At 72.1% G+C, this 17,060-nt stretch carries 15 protein-coding genes; 10 read left to right on the top strand and 5 right to left on the bottom strand.

What is annotated here, in order from left to right; translation table 11 throughout:
* Positions 1–5 precede the first annotated feature (5 nt).
* From H4F98_RS10455 to rsfS, 4 genes are read left to right on the top strand one after another with little or no spacing between them, the layout of a single operon-like run.
* Positions 6–644, top strand: a complete 639-nt coding sequence (locus H4F98_RS10455) for an LPS-assembly lipoprotein LptE (RefSeq protein ID WP_182687439.1) — start codon at positions 6–8, stop codon at positions 642–644.
* Between the two features lie 4 nt (positions 645–648).
* Positions 649–1,701, top strand: coding sequence for a DNA polymerase III subunit delta (gene holA / locus H4F98_RS10450; RefSeq protein ID WP_182687437.1), 1,053 nt, complete (start codon positions 649–651; stop codon positions 1,699–1,701).
* An 8-nt stretch (positions 1,702–1,709) separates the two neighbouring features.
* Complete coding sequence (nadD, locus tag H4F98_RS10445; protein WP_182687435.1) at positions 1,710–2,402, top strand: nicotinate-nucleotide adenylyltransferase; 693 nt, start codon at positions 1,710–1,712, stop codon at positions 2,400–2,402.
* Positions 2,403–2,441: 39 nt separating this feature from the next.
* Entirely contained in the window at positions 2,442–2,861 is a 420-nt protein-coding gene (rsfS, locus tag H4F98_RS10440; RefSeq protein WP_182687433.1) for a ribosome silencing factor, read from the top strand.
* A 108-nt stretch (positions 2,862–2,969) separates the two neighbouring features.
* Here rsfS and H4F98_RS10435 read toward each other — a convergent pair whose 3' ends face one another.
* On the bottom strand, positions 2,970–4,544 hold the full coding sequence (locus H4F98_RS10435; protein ID WP_182687431.1) for an alkaline phosphatase PhoX: 1,575 nt from the start codon (positions 4,542–4,544) through the stop codon (positions 2,970–2,972).
* Between the two features lie 121 nt (positions 4,545–4,665).
* On the opposite strand from H4F98_RS10435, the gene rlmH reads away from it, so the two are divergent.
* Positions 4,666–5,136 (top strand): 23S rRNA (pseudouridine(1915)-N(3))-methyltransferase RlmH, encoded by a 471-nt coding sequence (gene rlmH / locus H4F98_RS10430; RefSeq protein WP_182687429.1) that lies wholly within the window; start codon positions 4,666–4,668, stop codon positions 5,134–5,136.
* A gap of 31 nt (positions 5,137–5,167) precedes the next feature.
* Here the strand turns inward: rlmH and H4F98_RS10425 are convergent, their stop codons facing one another.
* From H4F98_RS10425 to H4F98_RS10415, 3 genes are all read right to left on the bottom strand, one after another.
* Positions 5,168–5,860, bottom strand: coding sequence for an energy transducer TonB (locus H4F98_RS10425; RefSeq protein ID WP_182687427.1), 693 nt, complete (start codon positions 5,858–5,860; stop codon positions 5,168–5,170).
* 150 nt (positions 5,861–6,010) lie between these two features.
* The gene (locus H4F98_RS10420) at positions 6,011–6,187 is read right to left on the bottom strand and encodes a hypothetical protein (protein WP_220479180.1); all 177 of its coding nucleotides are present in this window, start codon (positions 6,185–6,187) and stop codon (positions 6,011–6,013) included.
* Positions 6,188–6,189: 2 nt separating this feature from the next.
* Positions 6,190–6,930 (bottom strand): SIMPL domain-containing protein, encoded by a 741-nt coding sequence (locus tag H4F98_RS10415; RefSeq protein WP_182687423.1) that lies wholly within the window; start codon positions 6,928–6,930, stop codon positions 6,190–6,192.
* A 283-nt stretch (positions 6,931–7,213) separates the two neighbouring features.
* Here H4F98_RS10415 and H4F98_RS10410 point away from each other — a divergent pair, with 283 nt between their 5' ends.
* The 4 genes from H4F98_RS10410 (at position 7,214) to tldD (ending at position 14,926) form a co-directional block, all read left to right on the top strand.
* Positions 7,214–7,804 (top strand): Maf family protein, encoded by a 591-nt coding sequence (locus H4F98_RS10410; protein ID WP_182687421.1) that lies wholly within the window; start codon positions 7,214–7,216, stop codon positions 7,802–7,804.
* On the top strand, positions 7,801–9,348 hold the full coding sequence (locus H4F98_RS10405) for an Rne/Rng family ribonuclease (protein WP_182687418.1): 1,548 nt from the start codon (positions 7,801–7,803) through the stop codon (positions 9,346–9,348). The genes H4F98_RS10410 and H4F98_RS10405 overlap by 4 nt, the downstream gene beginning before the upstream one ends.
* A gap of 114 nt (positions 9,349–9,462) precedes the next feature.
* Positions 9,463–13,320 (top strand): YhdP family protein, encoded by a 3,858-nt coding sequence (locus tag H4F98_RS10400; RefSeq protein WP_182687416.1) that lies wholly within the window; start codon positions 9,463–9,465, stop codon positions 13,318–13,320.
* A 163-nt stretch (positions 13,321–13,483) separates the two neighbouring features.
* Positions 13,484–14,926, top strand: coding sequence for a metalloprotease TldD (gene tldD / locus H4F98_RS10395; protein ID WP_182687413.1), 1,443 nt, complete (start codon positions 13,484–13,486; stop codon positions 14,924–14,926).
* Positions 14,927–15,012: 86 nt separating this feature from the next.
* Here the strand turns inward: tldD and yjgA are convergent, their stop codons facing one another.
* On the bottom strand, positions 15,013–15,552 hold the full coding sequence (yjgA, locus tag H4F98_RS10390) for a ribosome biogenesis factor YjgA (RefSeq protein ID WP_182687411.1): 540 nt from the start codon (positions 15,550–15,552) through the stop codon (positions 15,013–15,015).
* 107 nt (positions 15,553–15,659) lie between these two features.
* Here yjgA and pmbA point away from each other — a divergent pair, with 107 nt between their 5' ends.
* Positions 15,660–17,051, top strand: coding sequence for a metalloprotease PmbA (gene pmbA, locus H4F98_RS10385; RefSeq protein WP_182687409.1), 1,392 nt, complete (start codon positions 15,660–15,662; stop codon positions 17,049–17,051).
* Positions 17,052–17,060 lie beyond the last annotated feature (9 nt).

Here is a 17,060-nt window from a genome sequence, read left to right as displayed (position 1 = left end):
CGCGAATGACCCTACGCCTCCTTGTTGTCGTCCTCGTGCTGGCCCTTTCGGGCTGCGGCTTCCATCTGCGCAACGCGCTCGTCCTGCCGCCCAACCTCGGTCCGGTGCGGGTGGTCTCGGCCGATCGCTACAGTCCGCTGGCCGAGAGCCTGTCGCGCTCGATCGAGCGGGCCGGCGCCGAACTCGCGCTGCCCGACCAGACCGACACCGCCGTGCTCGACCTGGTGGCCGAGCGCTGGGGCGACACCCCGATCAGCGTCGACGCCTTCGGCCGCGCCCAGGAATACAGCCTGCGCTACGCGACGATCTTCGAGGTGCGCTCGGCCGACGGCACCGTGCTGGTGCCGCGCCAGGCCGTCGAGCTCTCGCGCGACTACATCTCGGTGCCCACCAACTCCGTCGGCACCGAGGGCGAGCGCGACATCCTGGTCAAGGAACTTCGGCGCGAGATGGCCGCGTCGATCCTGCGCCGCATCGACGCCGTGGCCCGCCGCGAACCGGGCGCGCTGATTCCCGCCGCGCCGGTGGCGGTGGACGGCACCGGGGCTCCTGCCGACGCGGCAGCGGCCGCGACGCCGCAGGTCGAGCCCACCGGAGCCACCGAGCCCGTTCCGCCCGCCGAGAGCGGCGACGAAGGCGGCTGAAGCGGTGGAACTCAAGCCGGAGCAATTGGCGGCCCGGCTCGAATCCGAGCCCCTCAGGCCGGCCTACCTGATCGCCGGCCCGGAACCCCTGCGGGTCCTCGAGGCCGCCGACGCGGTACGCGCCGCGGCGCGCGCCCAGGGCATCGACGAGCGCGAGGTGTTCGAAGCCGAGGGTAACCAGCGCGAGCCCGACTGGGCGCGCCTGGAAGCCACGTTCAACGCGCCCAGCCTGTTCGCGAGCCGTCGCCTGGTCGAACTGCGACTGCCGACCGGCAAGCCGGGCAAGGACGGGTCGGCGGTCATCGCCGACTTCTGCGCGGCGCCCGCCGCCGACGTGGTCCTGCTGGTCACCGCAGGCGAGTGGAGCAAGAAGCACGCCGGCAAGTGGAGCGACGCCATCGGCCGGGTGGGGCACGTCGCCATCGCCTGGGCGACCAAGCCTCACGAACTGCCGGAGTGGATCGAGCGCCGCCTGCGCGGGCATGGGCTGGTCGCCGACCGCGATGCCGTGCAGCTGCTGGCCGACCGGGTCGAGGGCAACCTGCTCGCCGCCGCACAGGAGATCGAGAAGCTGGCCCTGCTGGCCCGGGGCGACGACGCACCACTGGACGTGGCGCGCATGCAGTCGCTGGTGGCCGATGCCGCCCGCTACGACGTGTTCCGCCTGCTCGACGCGGCCATGAACGGCCAGCCCGCCCTGGTCTCGCGGATGCTGGCCGGGTTGCGCGCCGAGGGGGCGGCGGTACCCGCGCTGATGGGCATGGTGGTGATGGAGCTGCAGCGCGCCGCCGCGTTGGCGCGCGTGTCCGCCAGCGGCGGCAACCTGTCGGCCGAGTTCAAGGCCCAGCGGATCTGGGACTCCAAGCAGTCGGTCTACCGCCGGGCGCTGCAGCGGCACGCCGCGCCGCGCTGGGAGGCCTTCGTTGGCGTGGCCGGCAAGGTCGACCGCATGGTCAAGGGCCGGGCCCCGGGCGACCCCTGGCTGGGTCTGGAGCGCCTGCTGTTGGCCGTCGCCGATGCGAAAGCCGTGCGGCTGCTGGTCGCCACGCCCGTCTGAGGGCGCGCATGGACCCCTGGCTGATCTACGGCGGTACCTTCGATCCGGTCCATCTCGGTCATCTGGCGATCGCCCGCAGCGGGCGGGACGCGCTCGGCGCCACCGTGCGCCTGATGCCGGCCGCCGATCCGCCCCACCGCGCGCCACCTGGGGCGAGCGCCCTGCACCGGGCGCGCATGCTCGACATCGCCGTCGACGGCGAGCCCGGCATGGAGGTGGACCGCCGCGAACTCGAGCGCGACGGTCGCTCCTGGTCGGTCGATACCCTGCGCGGCCTGCGCGGGCAGCTCGGCGGGCAGCGTCCGGTGGTCCTGCTGCTGGGGGCCGACAGCTTCCTCGGCCTGCCGGGCTGGAAGGAGTGGCAGGCCCTGTTCGGCCTGGCGCATTTCATGGTCGCCGAGCGCCCCGGCGCAGGCCTCGACGGCGCGCTGCCGGAGGCCTTGCGTGCGGCCTCGGCGGGCCGCTGGGTGGATTCGGTGGAGGCCTTGCGCGCAAGTCCGGCCGGGCGCGTGCTGCGGCTGGACCAGCCCTTGCACCCGCATTCGGCGAGTGCGATCCGCCGCGCCATCGTCCAGGGCGGCCACTGGGAGGCGCAGGTGCCGCCCGGCGTCGCCGCCTATATCCGCCGGCATCGCCTGTACGGCGCGGAAGCTGAACCGGCGTCGCGCGCGACGCCGGGCGCGTCCTCCCAGCAGGTATAATCGCGGCCAAGTCCCCCGAATCGTTCCAGAGCCGACCACTTGAGCAACCAAGCCCACGTCATCAAGACCCGCCTTCCCGATCCGCCGCCGTCCGTCGACAAACTGCTTGGCGCCGTCCGCTCCGCGATCGAGGAGCTCAAGGGCAAGGACGCCGTCGAGATCGACGTGCGCGGCAAGAGCAGCGTCACCGACTACATGGTGGTCGTGTCGGGCACCTCGACGCGCCACGTCAAGTCGATCGCCGACGAGGTGGTCAAGTTCGCCAAGGGCCTGGGCGTCATGCCGCTGGGCGTGGAAGGCGAGCGCGAAGCCGAATGGGTGCTCGTCGACCTCGCCGACGTCATCGTCCACGTGATGCTGCCGCGCGTGCGCGAGTTCTATGCGCTCGAGCGCCTGTGGACGGTGGGCGACCAGCCGCCGGGCGACGACGAGGCCGAGGAGGCCGAACAGGCGCAGTAGGCGGTGCGGGGACCGCGCCCGCCGGTCCCGGATCACATGAGAACGGCGCCCCCCGGGGCGCCGTTCTCGTTCGTGCACATACGGCGCGTGACGGTGCGGCGTCCGCCATCAGAGCCCGCCGAACCACCACGGGCCGGTGATGGCCAGGGTGATGCCCGGGGTCTGGATGTTCACGAACAGCGTGCGGCCGACGGGATCCCAGCAGGCGCCGCAGAACTCGCTGCCGCGGTAGTCGCCCTCGGGGATCTGCTTGCCGGCGCCGGCGATCTGCGCGTCGGTCAGTTCGACGTTGTTCTTGCACAGGTACCAGGCTTCGCCGCGACGGTTGAGGCCGAGCAGGCGCGCACCCGGGCCGTACTCGTCCGGACTCTCGCCGCCGTCCTCGCACAGGACCACGCCGCCACGCGGGCTGACGGTGATGTTGTCCGGGTTGTTGCCGGCGAGCTGGTCGCCGCTGACGTACAGCGCGGTGAGCTGCTGGCTGTAGAGGTCCAGTACCCATACCGCGCCGCGACCGCGACCGCGGCGGCCTTGGGCGTCGACGCCGGTCGCGGTGTCGACGATGAACATCTTGCCGTGGGCATACCAGATGCCCTCGCCGCGGCTCATGCGCAGGCCGCCCTCGGCCCATCCCTGCGCGAATGGCCCGCTCAGCGTCTCGCCCGTGCCGATGTCGGGATAGCCCGATGGCGCCGCGATCGCCCCCAGGTCGGGTTCGGCGATGTCCACCCACTCGAGCAGGTAGCGGTCGCCCACCGCGGCCACGGTGAGGTCGGCGTTGGGACGCCGCCGCACCCGCGCTGCCTGCAGGCGGCCGCCGTTCTCCAGCGAACCCGGGCGGCCGAAACGGTCGTTGGGGACGAAGCGGTACAGGCCGGCCTTGTTGCGGTCGTCCTCGGTCAGGTAAACGATGCCGGTGCGCGGGTCCACCGCCACCGCCTCATGGCTGAAGCGGCCCAGGCCCACCAGCGGCCGCCCGGTGGTGCGCTCGGCTTCCGGGTGCACCTCGAACACGTAGCCGTGCTTCTTGCCTTCGCTGGACTGCTGGTCGGTCTTGATCTCCTCGCAGCTCAGCCAAGTGCCCCACGGGGTGAGGCCGCCGGCGCAGTTGACCAGGGTGCCGCCCAGGCTCGGGGCCATGTCGACCCATTCGCCCTCGCGCCACAGCAGGTTGGTGGTGCCACCGCCCGCGCGCTGCCCGCCGCCGAGGTCGCCGGTGTCGTACATGCCCGGGGCCTGGATCGGCGAGACCGCGCCGCGTTCGTGGTTGCGCACCAGCACGAGTTCCGGTGCCGGGCGGCGGCCGCGACCGCGCCCACTGGCGTGGCCGCGCCCACGGCCGGGGAAGCCGGGGCAGCCCTGGGGATAGGCGCGTACGACGGCCATGCCGTCATGGCGGTCGGGGCAGGCCTGGCCGTCGGCCATGGCGTCGCCGCTCCAGCCGAAGGAGCGGTAGCTGAAGCCGCGCGGCAGCTGCAGCAGGGGCAGGCCGGTGGTCAGGTCGGCGACGGGCGCGAGGCGGCCGAAGGGGCTCGGGACCGGGGCCATCTGCACCGGATCGCGGCGACCGTGGGCCTGGGCCTGGCGGGACTGCAGCGCGCCGAGGCTGCCAATGGCGCCAACCGCCATCGCGGCGGCGCTGCCCTTGAGGACCTGGCGGCGGGAGAGATCTGCGTCTTGCATCGGGGAACTCCTGCGGGGCTGGGGCGGGGGAGTGCCCGATGCTGCGTGGGCTGGATAACGCCCGGATGACGCCTGGGTTGCAAAGTTCCGATCCGTGACCGCGGGCCGCTACCATGGCCGCATGAAGGCAAGACTGATCGCCGTCGGCGAACGCCCCCCGGCCTGGGTGGCCGAGGGCTTCGAGGAATACCGCAAGCGCCTGTCGCACTGGCTGCCGCTGGAACTGGCCGAAGTCGCCCCGGGCCTGCGCGGCAAGAACCGCGATGCGGCCCGCGCGATGCAGGACGAAGGCGGCCGCGTGCTCGCCGCACTGCCCCGGCAGGCATGGGTGGTGACCCTGGACGGCCGCGGCAAGCCCTGGAGTTCCGAACAACTGTCGCAGCGCCTGGAGCACTGGCGCGGACAGGGGCGGGACCTCGCGTTCCTGATCGGCGGCCCGGAAGGCCACGCCCCGGAGGTGCTGGCGCAGGCGGACGAAAGCTGGTCGCTGGGTGCCGCGACCCTGCCGCACATGCTCGTGCGGCTGGTGGTCGCCGAGCAGTTGTACCGGGCGGCGGCGATGCTCGCCAACCACCCCTACCACCGGGCCTGAGGGGCAGCGCGCGCGCCGCCCCCCGGCGTGCCTACAGCTTGAAGTCCACCGGGACCCGGCCGATCGCGACGACGGCATGGCCATCGCGCATCGCGGGCTGGAAGCGCCAGTGGCGAAGCACCTGCCGCAGTGCGGCCTGGTCCAGGTCGCGGTGCCCGCTGCTGCGGGCGATGCTCACCTCCAGGGGCTTGCCATCGGTGCCGACGGTGATGTCGAGCAGGACCGTGCCGCTGCGACCCTCGCGCACCGCCCGGGGCGGATAGCGCGGGGCGGGGGCGTCGGCGTAGGCCAGGCTCGCGCCCGTCATCGGCGACAGGTCGGGTGCGCTGTCGATCGACGGTCCGGCGTCCATGTCCGGGGACGCATCGCCGGCCGCCGTTTCCGGCAGCGCGGGCAGGTCGAACGGCGTTTCGTCGGCGGCCACGATCGGCGCCGGCTGCCGCGGCACCGGTGCCGGGGCGACCGGCACGCGATCGGGTACCCGCGGGGTCACGGCGACCGGCGGTGGCGGCTGGTGCAGCGTGGGCGGGAGGAGGACCGTCATTTCCCGGTCCGGCGCCTCCGGGAGGCTGATCCGCGCCGGGGTGAGCAGCATCATCAGGGCGGCGGCATGGACGACGATCACGCCGGCCTGGGCCAGCACGCGGGTGGCGTCGGGCCGCAGGCCCTGCGTCGCGGCAGGTCGGGTGGCGCGCGTCGCGCCTGTGGGGAATGCGTGGGCCATGCTGCACCTCCTTCACGGGTTGTGGAGGGGTGAACGCACGGCCAGGGCGAACGGGGTTGGGGCAGGGGCCGGGGGCGACGGACGCGTCGCCCCGGCCGACACGCGGGGGGGGGGAGCCCCCCGCGCGCAACGGGCCAGTGCCCGAGAAGCCTAGGCGGGGTCGTGGTCGACGTCGCGCGCAGGCGGCGCGTCGACATCCTCGGCCGGGTCGGGCGGCGGCGGCTTGCGGCTGTCGTCCTGGTCGTCCGGGTTCTTCTCCGGATAGCCCGGATTGCGCCCCGGCTTCGGATCGGGTTCGCCGCCGGTCGGGTTCGGCTGGGACATCATGCTCAATTACCGAGTTCGAAGACGATGTCCAGATTGACCGACAAGGTGTTTTCGCCGGGTGATATCGGCGTGTCGAAGCTGCTCTTTTCCGCACGCGCCATGGCCATCATCGGCATCGGCCGGGCGATGTCGCCGCCCTCGCTGATGCTGACGATCCGCCGCACCCGCAGGCCCAGGGTCTTGGCGTACATCGCGGCGCGCGCGCGCGCCTGCTCCACCGCCTTGCGCCGCGCCTCGTCCAGGGCGGCGGTCTTGTCGTCGATGTCGAAGCTCGGCCCGTTGACCTGGTTGGCGCCGGCGTCGACGAGCGTGTCCATGACGGGCCCCAGCTTGCCCAGGTCGCGCACGGTCACGTTGACGGTGTTGCTGGCCTGGTAGCCGGTGATCGTCGGGGCGCTGCCATCGTCGTGCCGGTACTGGGGATAGAGGTTGACGCCACTGGTCTGGATGTCGCGCTCGGCGATGCCGGCGCCCTTGAGCGCCGCGACCACGCGGCTCATCTGCTCGGCGTTGGCGCGCATGGCGGCGTTCGCGTCCGCGGCCTGCGTCACCACGCCGGTCGAGAGCCGGGCGATGTCGGGCGCCTGGCTGACCTCGCCCAGGGCGGACACCGAGAGCAGGGTGCCATCGGGGCTGGCCTGGGTGCTGGACTGGGCGTGTGCGGTCATCGTGGGCAGGGTTCCGAAGGCGAGGGCGGTGGCGAGCAGCAGCGGGCGCAGGCCGTGGACGGGGGATCGGGTCATAGTGTCTCCAATGGGGTGAAAGGGTCGGGAAAGGACGCGCCCTGTTCATTGAACGCATGGGCAGTGAACGAACCGTGAGCTGCGTCGGGGTTGCGCGGGCCGGCGTCGGCTGGCGCTCAGTCACCGCAGGTTATGCTTCCGTCGGTATGCCCACGCCGTCGCGGTTGCCGGTTGGCGCGCCCGATCCGGTGCCCGGGCCCGCACCGACCCACCATCGGCTGCCGGGGGCGGCCGGCGGCGCGGCCCCGCCGACCGGCGTCCCATCCACGTCATGGAAGCCTTGATGCTCTATCTCGCCTCGAAATCCCCGCGCCGCCGCGAACTCCTGGGCCGGCTCGGACGCAGCTTCGACCTGATCGACCTGGACATCCCGGAGGCGCGACTGCCCGGCGAAGCCGCCGAGGCCTACGTGCGCCGCGTCGCGCTGGAGAAAGCCCGGGCCGGGTGGGAGACGGTGCGCGATGTGCCCGGTGCCTTCGTACTGGGTTCGGATACCGAGGTCATCCTCGACGACGAGGTGTTCGGCAAGCCCGCCGACGCGGCCGATGCCGCGGCCATGCTGCGCAAGCTGTCCGGGCGTACCCACCAGGTGGTCTCGGCGGTCTGGCTGGTTGCCGAGGGTCGCGAGCTGGAGGCCGTGTCGACGTCCATGGTCGGCTTCGACGCGCTCGACGAGGCGCGCATCGCGGACTACATCGCCACCGGCGAGGCCTTCGGCAAGGCCGGCGCCTATGCCATCCAGGGCGCGGCGGAGGTGTTCGTCACCCGCCTGGAGGGCAGCTATTCCGGCGTGATGGGGCTGCCCCTGCACGAGACCGACCGCCTGCTGCGCGAAGCCGGCCTGCCGCCCGCGGGCGTGGAGGCGCGCGCATGAGCGAGGAGATCCTGGTCAACGTCACCCCGCGCGAGACCCGCGTGGCGGTGGTCGAGAACGGCATGCTGCAGGAACTGCACATCGAGCGCGGCTGGGCGCGCGGCGTGGTCGGCAACATCTACAAGGGCAAGGTCCAGCGCGTCATGCCCGGCATGCAGGCGGCCTTCGTCGAGATCGGCCTGGAGCGCGCCGCGTTCCTGCATGCGGCCGACATCGTCAAGCCGCCGCCGGTCAGCAACGGCGAAGGCGACGAGGCGCCGCTGCCGCCGGCGCCGACGCGACCGATCACCGAACTTCTGCGCGAGGGCCAGGAGATCATCGTGCAGGTGGTCAAGGACCCGATCGGCAGCAAGGGCGCGCGCCTGACCACCCAGCTCAGCATCCCCTCGCGCTACCTCGTGCTGTTGCCGCGCACCCGCGTGGTGGGCGTTTCGGCGCGCATCGAGGACGAAGCCGAACGCCAGCGCTTGAAGGACCACATGGCTGCGCTTGCCCCCAACGGGCAGGCCGCCGGCGGCGGCGAAGGCACGCCTCCCGCGGCACCTGCCGCGACCCCGGGCGCGCCCGCGCATGGCTACATCGTCCGCACCAATGCCGAGGGACAGCCGGCCGAGGCCCTGGCCGAGGACATCGCCTACCTGGGCCGGGCCTGGTCGCTGATCGAGGAACGCTCGGCGCGCGCCCGCGTCGGCGAGCGCGTCTACGAGGACCTCAGCCTACCGATGCGCGCGGTGCGCGACCTGATGCGCAAGGACGTGGAGCGGGTGAAGGTCGACTCGCGCGAAACCTGCGACCGCCTGCGGGCGTTCGCCGCGCAGTTCATGCCCGGCCTGGACGAGAAGATCGAGCACTACAGCGGCGCCCGGCCGATCTTCGACCTGTACGGGGTCGAGGACGAGATCCAGCGCGCCCTCGACAAGCAGGTCCCGCTGAAGTCGGGCGGCTACCTGGTCATCGACCAGACCGAGGCGATGACCACCATCGACGTGAACACCGGCTCCTTCCTCGGTCAACGCAACCTCGAGGAAACCGTTTACAGGACCAACCTGGAGGCGGCGCAGTCGGTTGCCCGCCAGCTCCGGCTCCGCAACCTGGGCGGCATCATCATCATCGACTTCATCGACATGACCGATCCCGAGCACCGCCGCCAGGTGCTGCGCCAGCTCGAGAAGTCGATGGCCCGCGACCATGCCAAGTCGACCGTGTACGAGTTCTCGCCGCTGGGCCTGGTGGAAATGACGCGCAAGCGCACCACCGAGAGCCTGGAGCGGCAGCTGTCCGAACCCTGCCATGAATGCAGCGGCCGCGGCACCCTGAAGACGCCGGAGACGGTGACCTACGAGATCTTCCGCGAGATCGTGCGCCAGGTCCGCCAGTTCGACGCCCAGCGCCTGCTGGTGATCGCTTCCCCGGCGGTGGTGGTGCGCATCACCGACGAGGAATCGGCCGCGGTCGCCGAACTCGAGGAATTCCTCGGCAAGTCCATCCGCTTCCAGCCCGACGAGCAGTACTCGCAGGAGCAGTTCGATGTCGTGCTGCTTTGACGGCGGGAATTGGGAATGGGGAAAAGGGAATGGCAAGAGCGGGATGGCCGTGCCCCGGCTGTTCCCATTCCCCATTATCCATTCCCCATTCCCGCGGCTAGGCCGCAGCCCCTGATGCCCACTCCGCTGCGCCGACGGTTCCGCCTGGCGCGACGTGGCCTTGGCTACGTCGTGGCGGTGACGCTCGTGCTCGTTGCGGTGGTGCTGGGCGTGGCGAGCCAGGTCCTGCCGCTGGCCGAGCGCCACCCCGACGAGGTGGCCGCGTGGCTGGGCGAGCGGGCTGGCAGGCCGGTGGCCTTCGATCGCGTCGAGACCGCCTGGACGCGGCGTGGGCCCCTGCTCAAGCTGGACAACCTGCGCATCGGCGAACCGGGGCAGGCCTTCGAGGTCGGCGATGCGGAAATGCTGGTGTCGGTCTATGCCGGCCTGCTGCCTGGCGAGGCCTTGTCGGAACTGCGCCTGCGTGGCCTGGAACTGGAACTCGAACGTGCCGACGACGGTCGCTGGCACGTGCGCGGCCTGCCCGGCCAGCAGCGCTCGGCCGAGGAGATGTTCGAGACGCTGGAATCGCTGGGCGAATTGCAGGTGATCGACGGCAAACTCGCCCTGCATGCCCCCGGACTGGGCATCGACGCGCGCATCCCGCGCGTCGACCTGCGCCTGCAGGTCAGCGGCGAGACGGTGCGCGCGGCCGTCCGTGCCTGGCCGCGCCTGGCCGACGCGCCGCTCGATGCGACGCTCGAACTGAAGCGACACAGTGGCGACGGCCGCGCCTATGCCGGCGCGCGCGAGGCCGACCTCGCCGGCTGGAGCCCGGTGCTGAGGCTGCTGGGCGTCGCCGTCGGCGGCGGCACCGGGCGTGCCGAGGCCTGGGCCACCCTGGCCGGCAGTCGCATCACCACCGTCCGGGTCGAGACGGCGCTCGACGACGTCCGCCTGCAGCCTGCCGCCGGCGCGAGCGATGCGCCGGACGGCGTGTCCTTCGACCATGTCGAGGGGCACGCGCAATGGCGGGTCGACGATGCCGGCTGGCGCCTCGACGTCCCGCGCCTGCAGGTGCATGGCGAGGCGGGCATGCAGTCCCTGGACGGGCTGGCCGTCGCCGGTGGCCGCGAGTTCGGCCTGTCGGCCGAGCGTATCGATGCAGGCCCCCTGGTCCAGGTCGCGTTGATGAGCGATCGCCTTGCGCCCGCCCTGCGCGACTGGATGCGCGACGCGCGCCCGCGCGTGACGCTGCGCGAGGTGCGGGTTGGCGGCCGGTCCGGCGGACCTATCCGCGCCAGCGCCCAGGTCGATGGCTTCGGGTTCGCGCCGGTCGGCGAGTCGCCCGGCCTGAACGGCCTGGGTGGCCAGCTGGTGGGGGACGACAAGGGCTTCGTCTTCACCCCCGATACGCATGCGCCCATGCGGTTCGAATGGCCGGTGGCCTTCAACACCACGCATGTCGTCAAGCTCGACGGTCGACTGGTCGGCTGGCGCGACGGTCCGGGCTGGCGCGTCGGCACGCCGGGCCTGCGCATCGATGGCGGCAGCTTCGGCGCGGACCTGCGCGGCGGCCTGCAGTGGCAGGGCGACGGCAGCCGGCCGCGGATCGACCTTGCCGCCGACATCGACGAAGCTCAGGTGACGACCGCCAAGGGTTTCTGGGTCCGGCACCGCATGCCCGAAGCGGCGGTGGCGTGGCTCGACCAGGGCCTGGAGGGCGGCGTGGTGCGCGACGGCCGCGCGATCGTCAGCGGCGACCTTGACGACTGGCCATTCACCGGCACCGACGGGCGCTTCGAGGCGCGCGGTCGCATCGAGGACGGCAGCATCCGCTTCCAGCCGGACTGGCCGGTGGTCGAGGACCTGGCCGGCGAGGTCGCCTTCGTGGGCGACGGCTTCCAGGTGGAAGGCAGCGGTCGCCTGGCCGGGGTGGAGATCGACCGCATCGAGGCGGGCATCGACCATTACCATGGCGGCCGCCTCGCCGTGGACGCGCAGGGCGGTGGCGATGCGCGCCAGTTGCTCGACTTGCTGCGCGAAAGCCCGTTGATGGACAGCATCGGCGAGACCTTGTCGCACGTCGACGCGTCCGGCCCGGCACGGGTCGGCTTCGGGTTGCGCCTGCCCCTCCAGAAGGACCGGCAACTGGGCATCCAGGGCACGGTGGACCTGGCCAACGCGCGGCTCTCGGACGACCGCTGGGACCTGGATTTCGACCAGGTCCAGGGCCGGGCGAGCTTCTCGCGCCGGGGCTTCACCGCCGACGCGCTTTCGGTCAGGCACCAGGGCCAGGGCGGCACCCTTGGGCTTCGCGCCGGCGACGGCCACGTGCGCGACCCCGGCAATGTCTTCGAGGCGACGCTGTCCTCGCGCCTGCAGGCCCGCGAACTGCTCGACCGCGCGCCGGACATGGCCTGGCTGAGGCCCTACGTCGCCGGCACCTCGCCGTGGCGGATCGGCGTCAGCGTGCCCAGGGACGGGCGGGGAGGCAGCCCCGCCGCGCAATTGACGCTCTCGTCGGATCTGGTCGGCACCCGTTTCGACCTGCCCGAACCCATGCACAAACCCGCGGGGGACTCGTTGCCAACGACGGTCAGCACGCCCCTGCCATTCGGCAGCGGCGACCTTCGGGTCGCCTTCGGCGACGTGGTCGCGCTGCGTGCGCGCAGCACCCAGGGACGCACCGGCGTGCGCATCGCCCTGGGCAGCGACACCGTGGAAGAGGCGCCGCCCGACCATGGGCTCGTCGCCAGCGGCCACGCCCAGCGGCTGGACGCGGTGGACTGGATCGCCTTCGGTCGTGGCGACCGCGAGGGCGGGCTGGCACTGCGCGGCATCGACATCACCGCCGGCCAGCTGCAGCTGCTTGGCGGCCGTTTCCCCGACACGCGCGTGAAGGTGGACGGTTCGCCCGAGGGGCGGCTGCAGGTCGAGGTGGAAGGCAAGGCCCTCCAGGGCGAGCTGAGCATCCCGCGCGAGCCCTCCGCGCCGATCACGGGGCGCTTCGCCCACGTGCATTGGCGTCCGCTCGCCGGGCCGGTGCCGGCGGAGGGCGAAACCGTGGCGGCGACCGGGGATGGAGACGGCGCCGAGGCGCCAGCAGCGTCGGTCGATCCGGCCGCCACCGCGATGAACCCGGCGGCGATACCGCCGCTCGATTTCGACGTCGACGACCTGCGCATCAACGAGGCCGCCCTGGGTCGCGCCCAGTTCCGCTCCCGTCCCGACGCCGGCGGCATGCGCATCGAACAGTTGCAGACCCGCGATCGCTTCCACGAACTCGACCTTACCGGGCAATGGTCCGGTCAGGGCGCGTCCGCCCGCACGCACCTGGTGCTGGATGTCCGCAGCCAGGACTTCGGCCGGCTCTTCGATGGCCTGGGGCTGGGCGGTCGCACCGCCGACGGCGAGGGCCACGTCCACTTCGATGCGGGTTGGCCGGGCAGCCCTGCGGCGTTCAAGGCCGCGGCGGTGGAGGGACGCCTGAGCGTGGACGCGCGCGACGGCCAACTGCTCGAGGTCGAACCCGGCGCCGGCCGCGTGCTCGGCCTGCTGAGCATCACCCAGTTGCCGCGGCGCCTGATGCTCGATTTCGGCGATCTCTTCTCCAAGGGCTTCGCCTACAACTCGATGGCCGGCAACGTGGTGTTCGAGGACGGCCAGGCGCGGACCGACGACCTGCTCATCGATGGTCCGGCGGCCAGTATCGCCATCACCGGCGCGACCAACCTGAGGACCGAGCAGTTCGACCAGCGCGTGGAGGTGCGGCCGAAGGCCGGCAACCTCCTGGCCGCTGTCGGTGCCATCGCTGGTGGCCCGGTGGGCGCGGCGATCGGCGCTGCCGCCAACGCCGTGCTGGAGAAACCCATCGGCCAGATCGCCGGCAAGACCTATCGTGTCACCGGGCCGTGGAAGGCCCCCAAGGTCGAGGTCCAGACGCGCGAACAGGGGCGTGCCGCGGTCCGCACCGCTCCGCCCACCGGCTGAACCCGGCCGTCCGGCTTGATTTGGGCCGCCGCCGACGCCACCTTGTCAGGAGCGGACCGGCCCGGTCCGGCCGCGCCCACGCCGGCCTCTGCGGGTCGCATCGCCCCGCATCCCCGCCCTGCGACGCACTTGCCATTCCCCACTCCCGACACCAGGCCCGTCCATGACCCTTCCCCTGCAACTCGCCGAAACCCGATTGCTGCTGCCCGCCGGCCTCGATGCCGGACGCCTGGAGCGCGCCTTCGGGACCCTGTTGGGACCGGGCGTCGACTTCGGCGACCTGTACTTCCAGCACAGCCGGCGCGAGAGCTGGTCGGTCGAGGACGGCATCGTCAAGGACGGCGCGCATTCGATCGAGCAGGGCGTCGGCGTGCGCGCGATCAGCGGCGAGAAGACCGGGTTCGCCTATTCCGACGAGATCAACGCCGAAGCCCTGCTGGCCGCGTCGCAGTCCGCGCGCGCGATCGCGCGCGACGGCCGCGTCGTCGGCGCGCAGGCGCTGGCACGCGGCCGCGCGCATGGCCTGTACCCGGCCGAGGATCCGATCGACGGGTACGCCAACGAAGCCAAGCTCGCGGCCCTCAGGCGAGTCGACCGCCTGCTGCGGGCCGCCGACCCGCGCGTGCAACAGGTGATGGTCAGTCTGTCGGGCGGCGTCGACACCGTCCTGGTGGCGCGTAGCGACGGCATCCTGGCCGCCGACGTGCGTCCGCTGGTGCGCCTCAACGTGCAGGTGATCGTCGAGCAGGACGGTCGCCGCGAGAGCGGTTATGCCGGCGGCGGTGGCCGCTACACCTACGCCGAGCTGCTGGACGGCGAACGCCCCGAGCGCTTCGCCCGCGAGGCCCTGCGCCAGGCCCTGGTCAACCTCGAGGCGGTCGATGCCCCGGCGGGCGTCATGCCCGTGGTGCTGGGCCCCGGCTGGCCCGGCGTGCTCCTGCACGAGGCCGTCGGCCATGGCCTGGAAGGCGACTTCAACCGCAAGGGCACCAGTACCTACGCCGGCCGGATCGGCCAGCGCGTCGCCTCCCCGGGCGTCACCATCGTCGACGACGGCACCCTGGAAGGGCGCCGGGGCTCGCTCAATGTCGATGACGAGGGCCAGCCGACGCAGTGCACCACGCTGATCGAGGACGGGATCCTGGTCGGCTACATGCAGGACAGCCTCAACGCGCGCCTGATGGGCATGGCGCCGACCGGCAACGGTCGCCGCGAGTCCTTCGCGCACCTGCCGATGCCGCGCATGACCAACACCTACATGCGCGCCGGCACGCACGACCCCGACGAGATGATCCGCTCGGTGAAGAAGGGGCTCTACGCGGTCAACTTCGGCGGCGGCCAGGTCGACATCACGAGCGGCAAGTACGTGTTCTCCGCGACCGAGGCCTACCTGATCGAGGACGGCCGGATCACCGCGCCGGTGAAGGGTGCGACCCTGATCGGCTCGGGGCCCGAGACCATGCAGAAGGTCCGGATGATCGGCCACGACCTGGCCCTGGACGAGGGCGTGGGCGTGTGCGGCAAGGACGGCCAGAGCGTGCCGGTCGGCGTGGGCCAGCCTTCGCTGCTGATCGAGGGCCTCACCGTCGGCGGCACGCAGGCCTGATGGGCGTGATCGCCCGCGATGGATCGACGGCAACCGGCGTTCGTGGGATGCCGCGGCGCGGCGCGGTTCCGTGCGTTGCCGGTTCCCTAGTCCCCGTTCTCCGCGTCGGCCCCGAGCACCACGTCGCGCAGTTCCCGGAACAGTTCGCGGAAGGCGCGCGGTGGCTTGTTGCGCTTGCGTTCTTCCAGCGTGTTGCGGACCAGCTGGCGCAGGCGCTGCCGGTCGGCGGCAGGGTGCGCGTCGATGAACGCCGCGAGCGCGGCGTCGCCGTCCGCGAGCAGGCGTTCGCGCCAGTCCTCGACGCGGTGCATCGCCGCGACTTCGCGCCGGGCGGCCTCGCCGTCCTTGTCCAGCGCGTCGCGGATCGCATCGAGCGCTTCGTCCTCCTCGCGGCGCATCTGCTTGGCCAGGAAGGCCAACTGGCGCTTGTGCGCGATGTGCGAGGTGATGCGGCGCGTCTCGCGGATGTGCGGCAGCAGCGACTCCGGCACCGGCAGGCGCTCGAGCTGGGCGTCGGTCAGCGCCACCAGTTGCTTGCCCAGGTCCAGCACGTCCAGCGCTTCGCGGCGCTGCTGGCTGCGGCTGGGTCCCAGGTATTCGCCGGTTTCTTCGTCGGTTCCACGCATGGCATTGCTTCCGGGCTTGGGTTCCCGGGCGATGGCGCGGCGCGCGGCCACGGGTTCCGGAAACACTCGACAACATGTCCCTCGGCCGATGGCCTCGGGATGACAGCATGAAGGATACGGCATTGAGCGAGACCCACCCCAACCCCATCCACCCCGGCGACGACAGCCAGGCGCGCCTGGATCGCCTCGCGGCGTTGTCGCAACGGCTGCTCGAGCAGTGTCGCGCGGCCGGCGCCAGCCAGGCCGAGGTGTCCTGCAACGAGGACACCGGGCTCAGCGTCAGCGTGCGCATGGGCGAGGTGGAGACCGTGGAGGCGTCGCGCGACCGCGGTATCGCGGTGACGGTCTATTTCGGCCAGCGCAAGGGCAGCGCCAGCACCGCCGACCTCGGCGATGCCAGTCTCGCGGCCACGGTCGAGCAGGCCTGCGCCATCGCCCGGCACACCGAGGACGACGCCGCGGCCGGCCTGGCCGAAGCGGACCTCATGGCGACCGACATCCGCGAGTTCGACAGCTGGCACCCCTGGGCGGTCGAGCACGCGCCCGAGCGCGCGATCGAACTGGCGCTGGCGGCCGAGCAGGCCGGTCGCGACTTCGATGCGCGGATCGAGAATTCCGATGGCGCGTCGCTGGGTACCGGCACCAGCATCGGCGTGTACGCCAACTCGCATGGCTTCATCGGTCGCGACCGCAGCAGCCAGCACAGCCTGGGCTGCGCGTTCATCGCCGGGCGCGGCGACGCCATGCAGCGCGACGGCTGGTACAGCATCGGCCTGAGCGCGGACGACATGGAGGCGCCCGTCGCGATCGGTCGCCGCGGCGCCGAACGCACGGTGTCGCGCCTGTCGCCGCGCAAGCTCGCCACCGGCCAGTACCCGGTCCTGTTCTCGGCCGAGATGGCGCGCTCGCTGGTCGGTCACCTGCTCGGCGCGGTCTCCGGCGGCGCGCTGTACCGGCGTGCCAGCTTCCTGGTCGACAGCATGGGCACGCGCCTGTTCCCGGAGTGGTTCGGCATCCGCGAGCTGCCGTTCCAGCAGCGCGGCTTCCGCTCCACCAGCTACGACGCCGAGGGCGTCGCGACGCGCGAGTCCGACCTGGTGGCCGACGGCGTGTTGCAGCGCTACATCCTGGGCTGCTACTCCGCGCGACGCCTGGGCCTGGCGACCACGGCCAATGCCGGCGGCGTCCACAACCTGCAGGTGGGCCCCAATGCCGGCGGCTTCGACGAGATGGTGCGCGGAATGGGGCGTGGCCTGCTGGTGACCGAATTGATGGGGCAGGGCGTCAACAGCATCACCGGCGACTATTCGCGCGGCGCCGCCGGCTTCTGGGTGGAGGGCGGCGAGATCCGGCATGCGGTCGACGGGATCACCGTGGCCGGCAACCTGAAAACGATGTTCCAGGCGATCGAAGCCGTGGGCAGCGACGTCGATCCCCGCTCGCACGTGCGCACCGGGTCGATGCTGGTCGGCACGATGACGGTGGCCGGGGAGGGCTGAGGCGGCCGA

The sequence above is a fragment of the Marilutibacter spongiae genome (genome assembly GCF_014145325.1).
GTDB lineage: Bacteria > Pseudomonadota > Gammaproteobacteria > Xanthomonadales > Xanthomonadaceae > Marilutibacter > Marilutibacter spongiae.
The sequence above is the reverse complement of the archived record's forward strand: the minus strand, read 5'-3'. Positions and strand labels throughout refer to the sequence as shown.

Coding starts and splice junctions, on each gene's coding strand:
- rlmH (WP_182687429.1), top strand. CDS start 4,666: ATGAAGGCAAGACTGATCGCCGTCGGCGAACGCCCCCCGGCCTGGGTG.
- H4F98_RS10420 (WP_220479180.1), bottom strand. CDS start 6,187: ATGATGTCCCAGCCGAACCCGACCGGCGGCGAACCCGATCCGAAGCCG.
- yjgA (WP_182687411.1), bottom strand. CDS start 15,552: ATGCGTGGAACCGACGAAGAAACCGGCGAATACCTGGGACCCAGCCGC.
- nadD (WP_182687435.1), top strand. CDS start 1,710: ATGGACCCCTGGCTGATCTACGGCGGTACCTTCGATCCGGTCCATCTC.
- tldD (WP_182687413.1), top strand. CDS start 13,484: ATGACCCTTCCCCTGCAACTCGCCGAAACCCGATTGCTGCTGCCCGCC.
- H4F98_RS10410 (WP_182687421.1), top strand. CDS start 7,214: ATGCTCTATCTCGCCTCGAAATCCCCGCGCCGCCGCGAACTCCTGGGC.
- H4F98_RS10425 (WP_182687427.1), bottom strand. CDS start 5,860: ATGGCCCACGCATTCCCCACAGGCGCGACGCGCGCCACCCGACCTGCC.
- H4F98_RS10435 (WP_182687431.1), bottom strand. CDS start 4,544: ATGCAAGACGCAGATCTCTCCCGCCGCCAGGTCCTCAAGGGCAGCGCC.
- H4F98_RS10415 (WP_182687423.1), bottom strand. CDS start 6,930: ATGACCCGATCCCCCGTCCACGGCCTGCGCCCGCTGCTGCTCGCCACC.
- H4F98_RS10400 (WP_182687416.1), top strand. CDS start 9,463: ATGCCCACTCCGCTGCGCCGACGGTTCCGCCTGGCGCGACGTGGCCTT.
- H4F98_RS10405 (WP_182687418.1), top strand. CDS start 7,801: ATGAGCGAGGAGATCCTGGTCAACGTCACCCCGCGCGAGACCCGCGTG.
- pmbA (WP_182687409.1), top strand. CDS start 15,660: ATGAAGGATACGGCATTGAGCGAGACCCACCCCAACCCCATCCACCCC.
- H4F98_RS10455 (WP_182687439.1), top strand. CDS start 6: ATGACCCTACGCCTCCTTGTTGTCGTCCTCGTGCTGGCCCTTTCGGGC.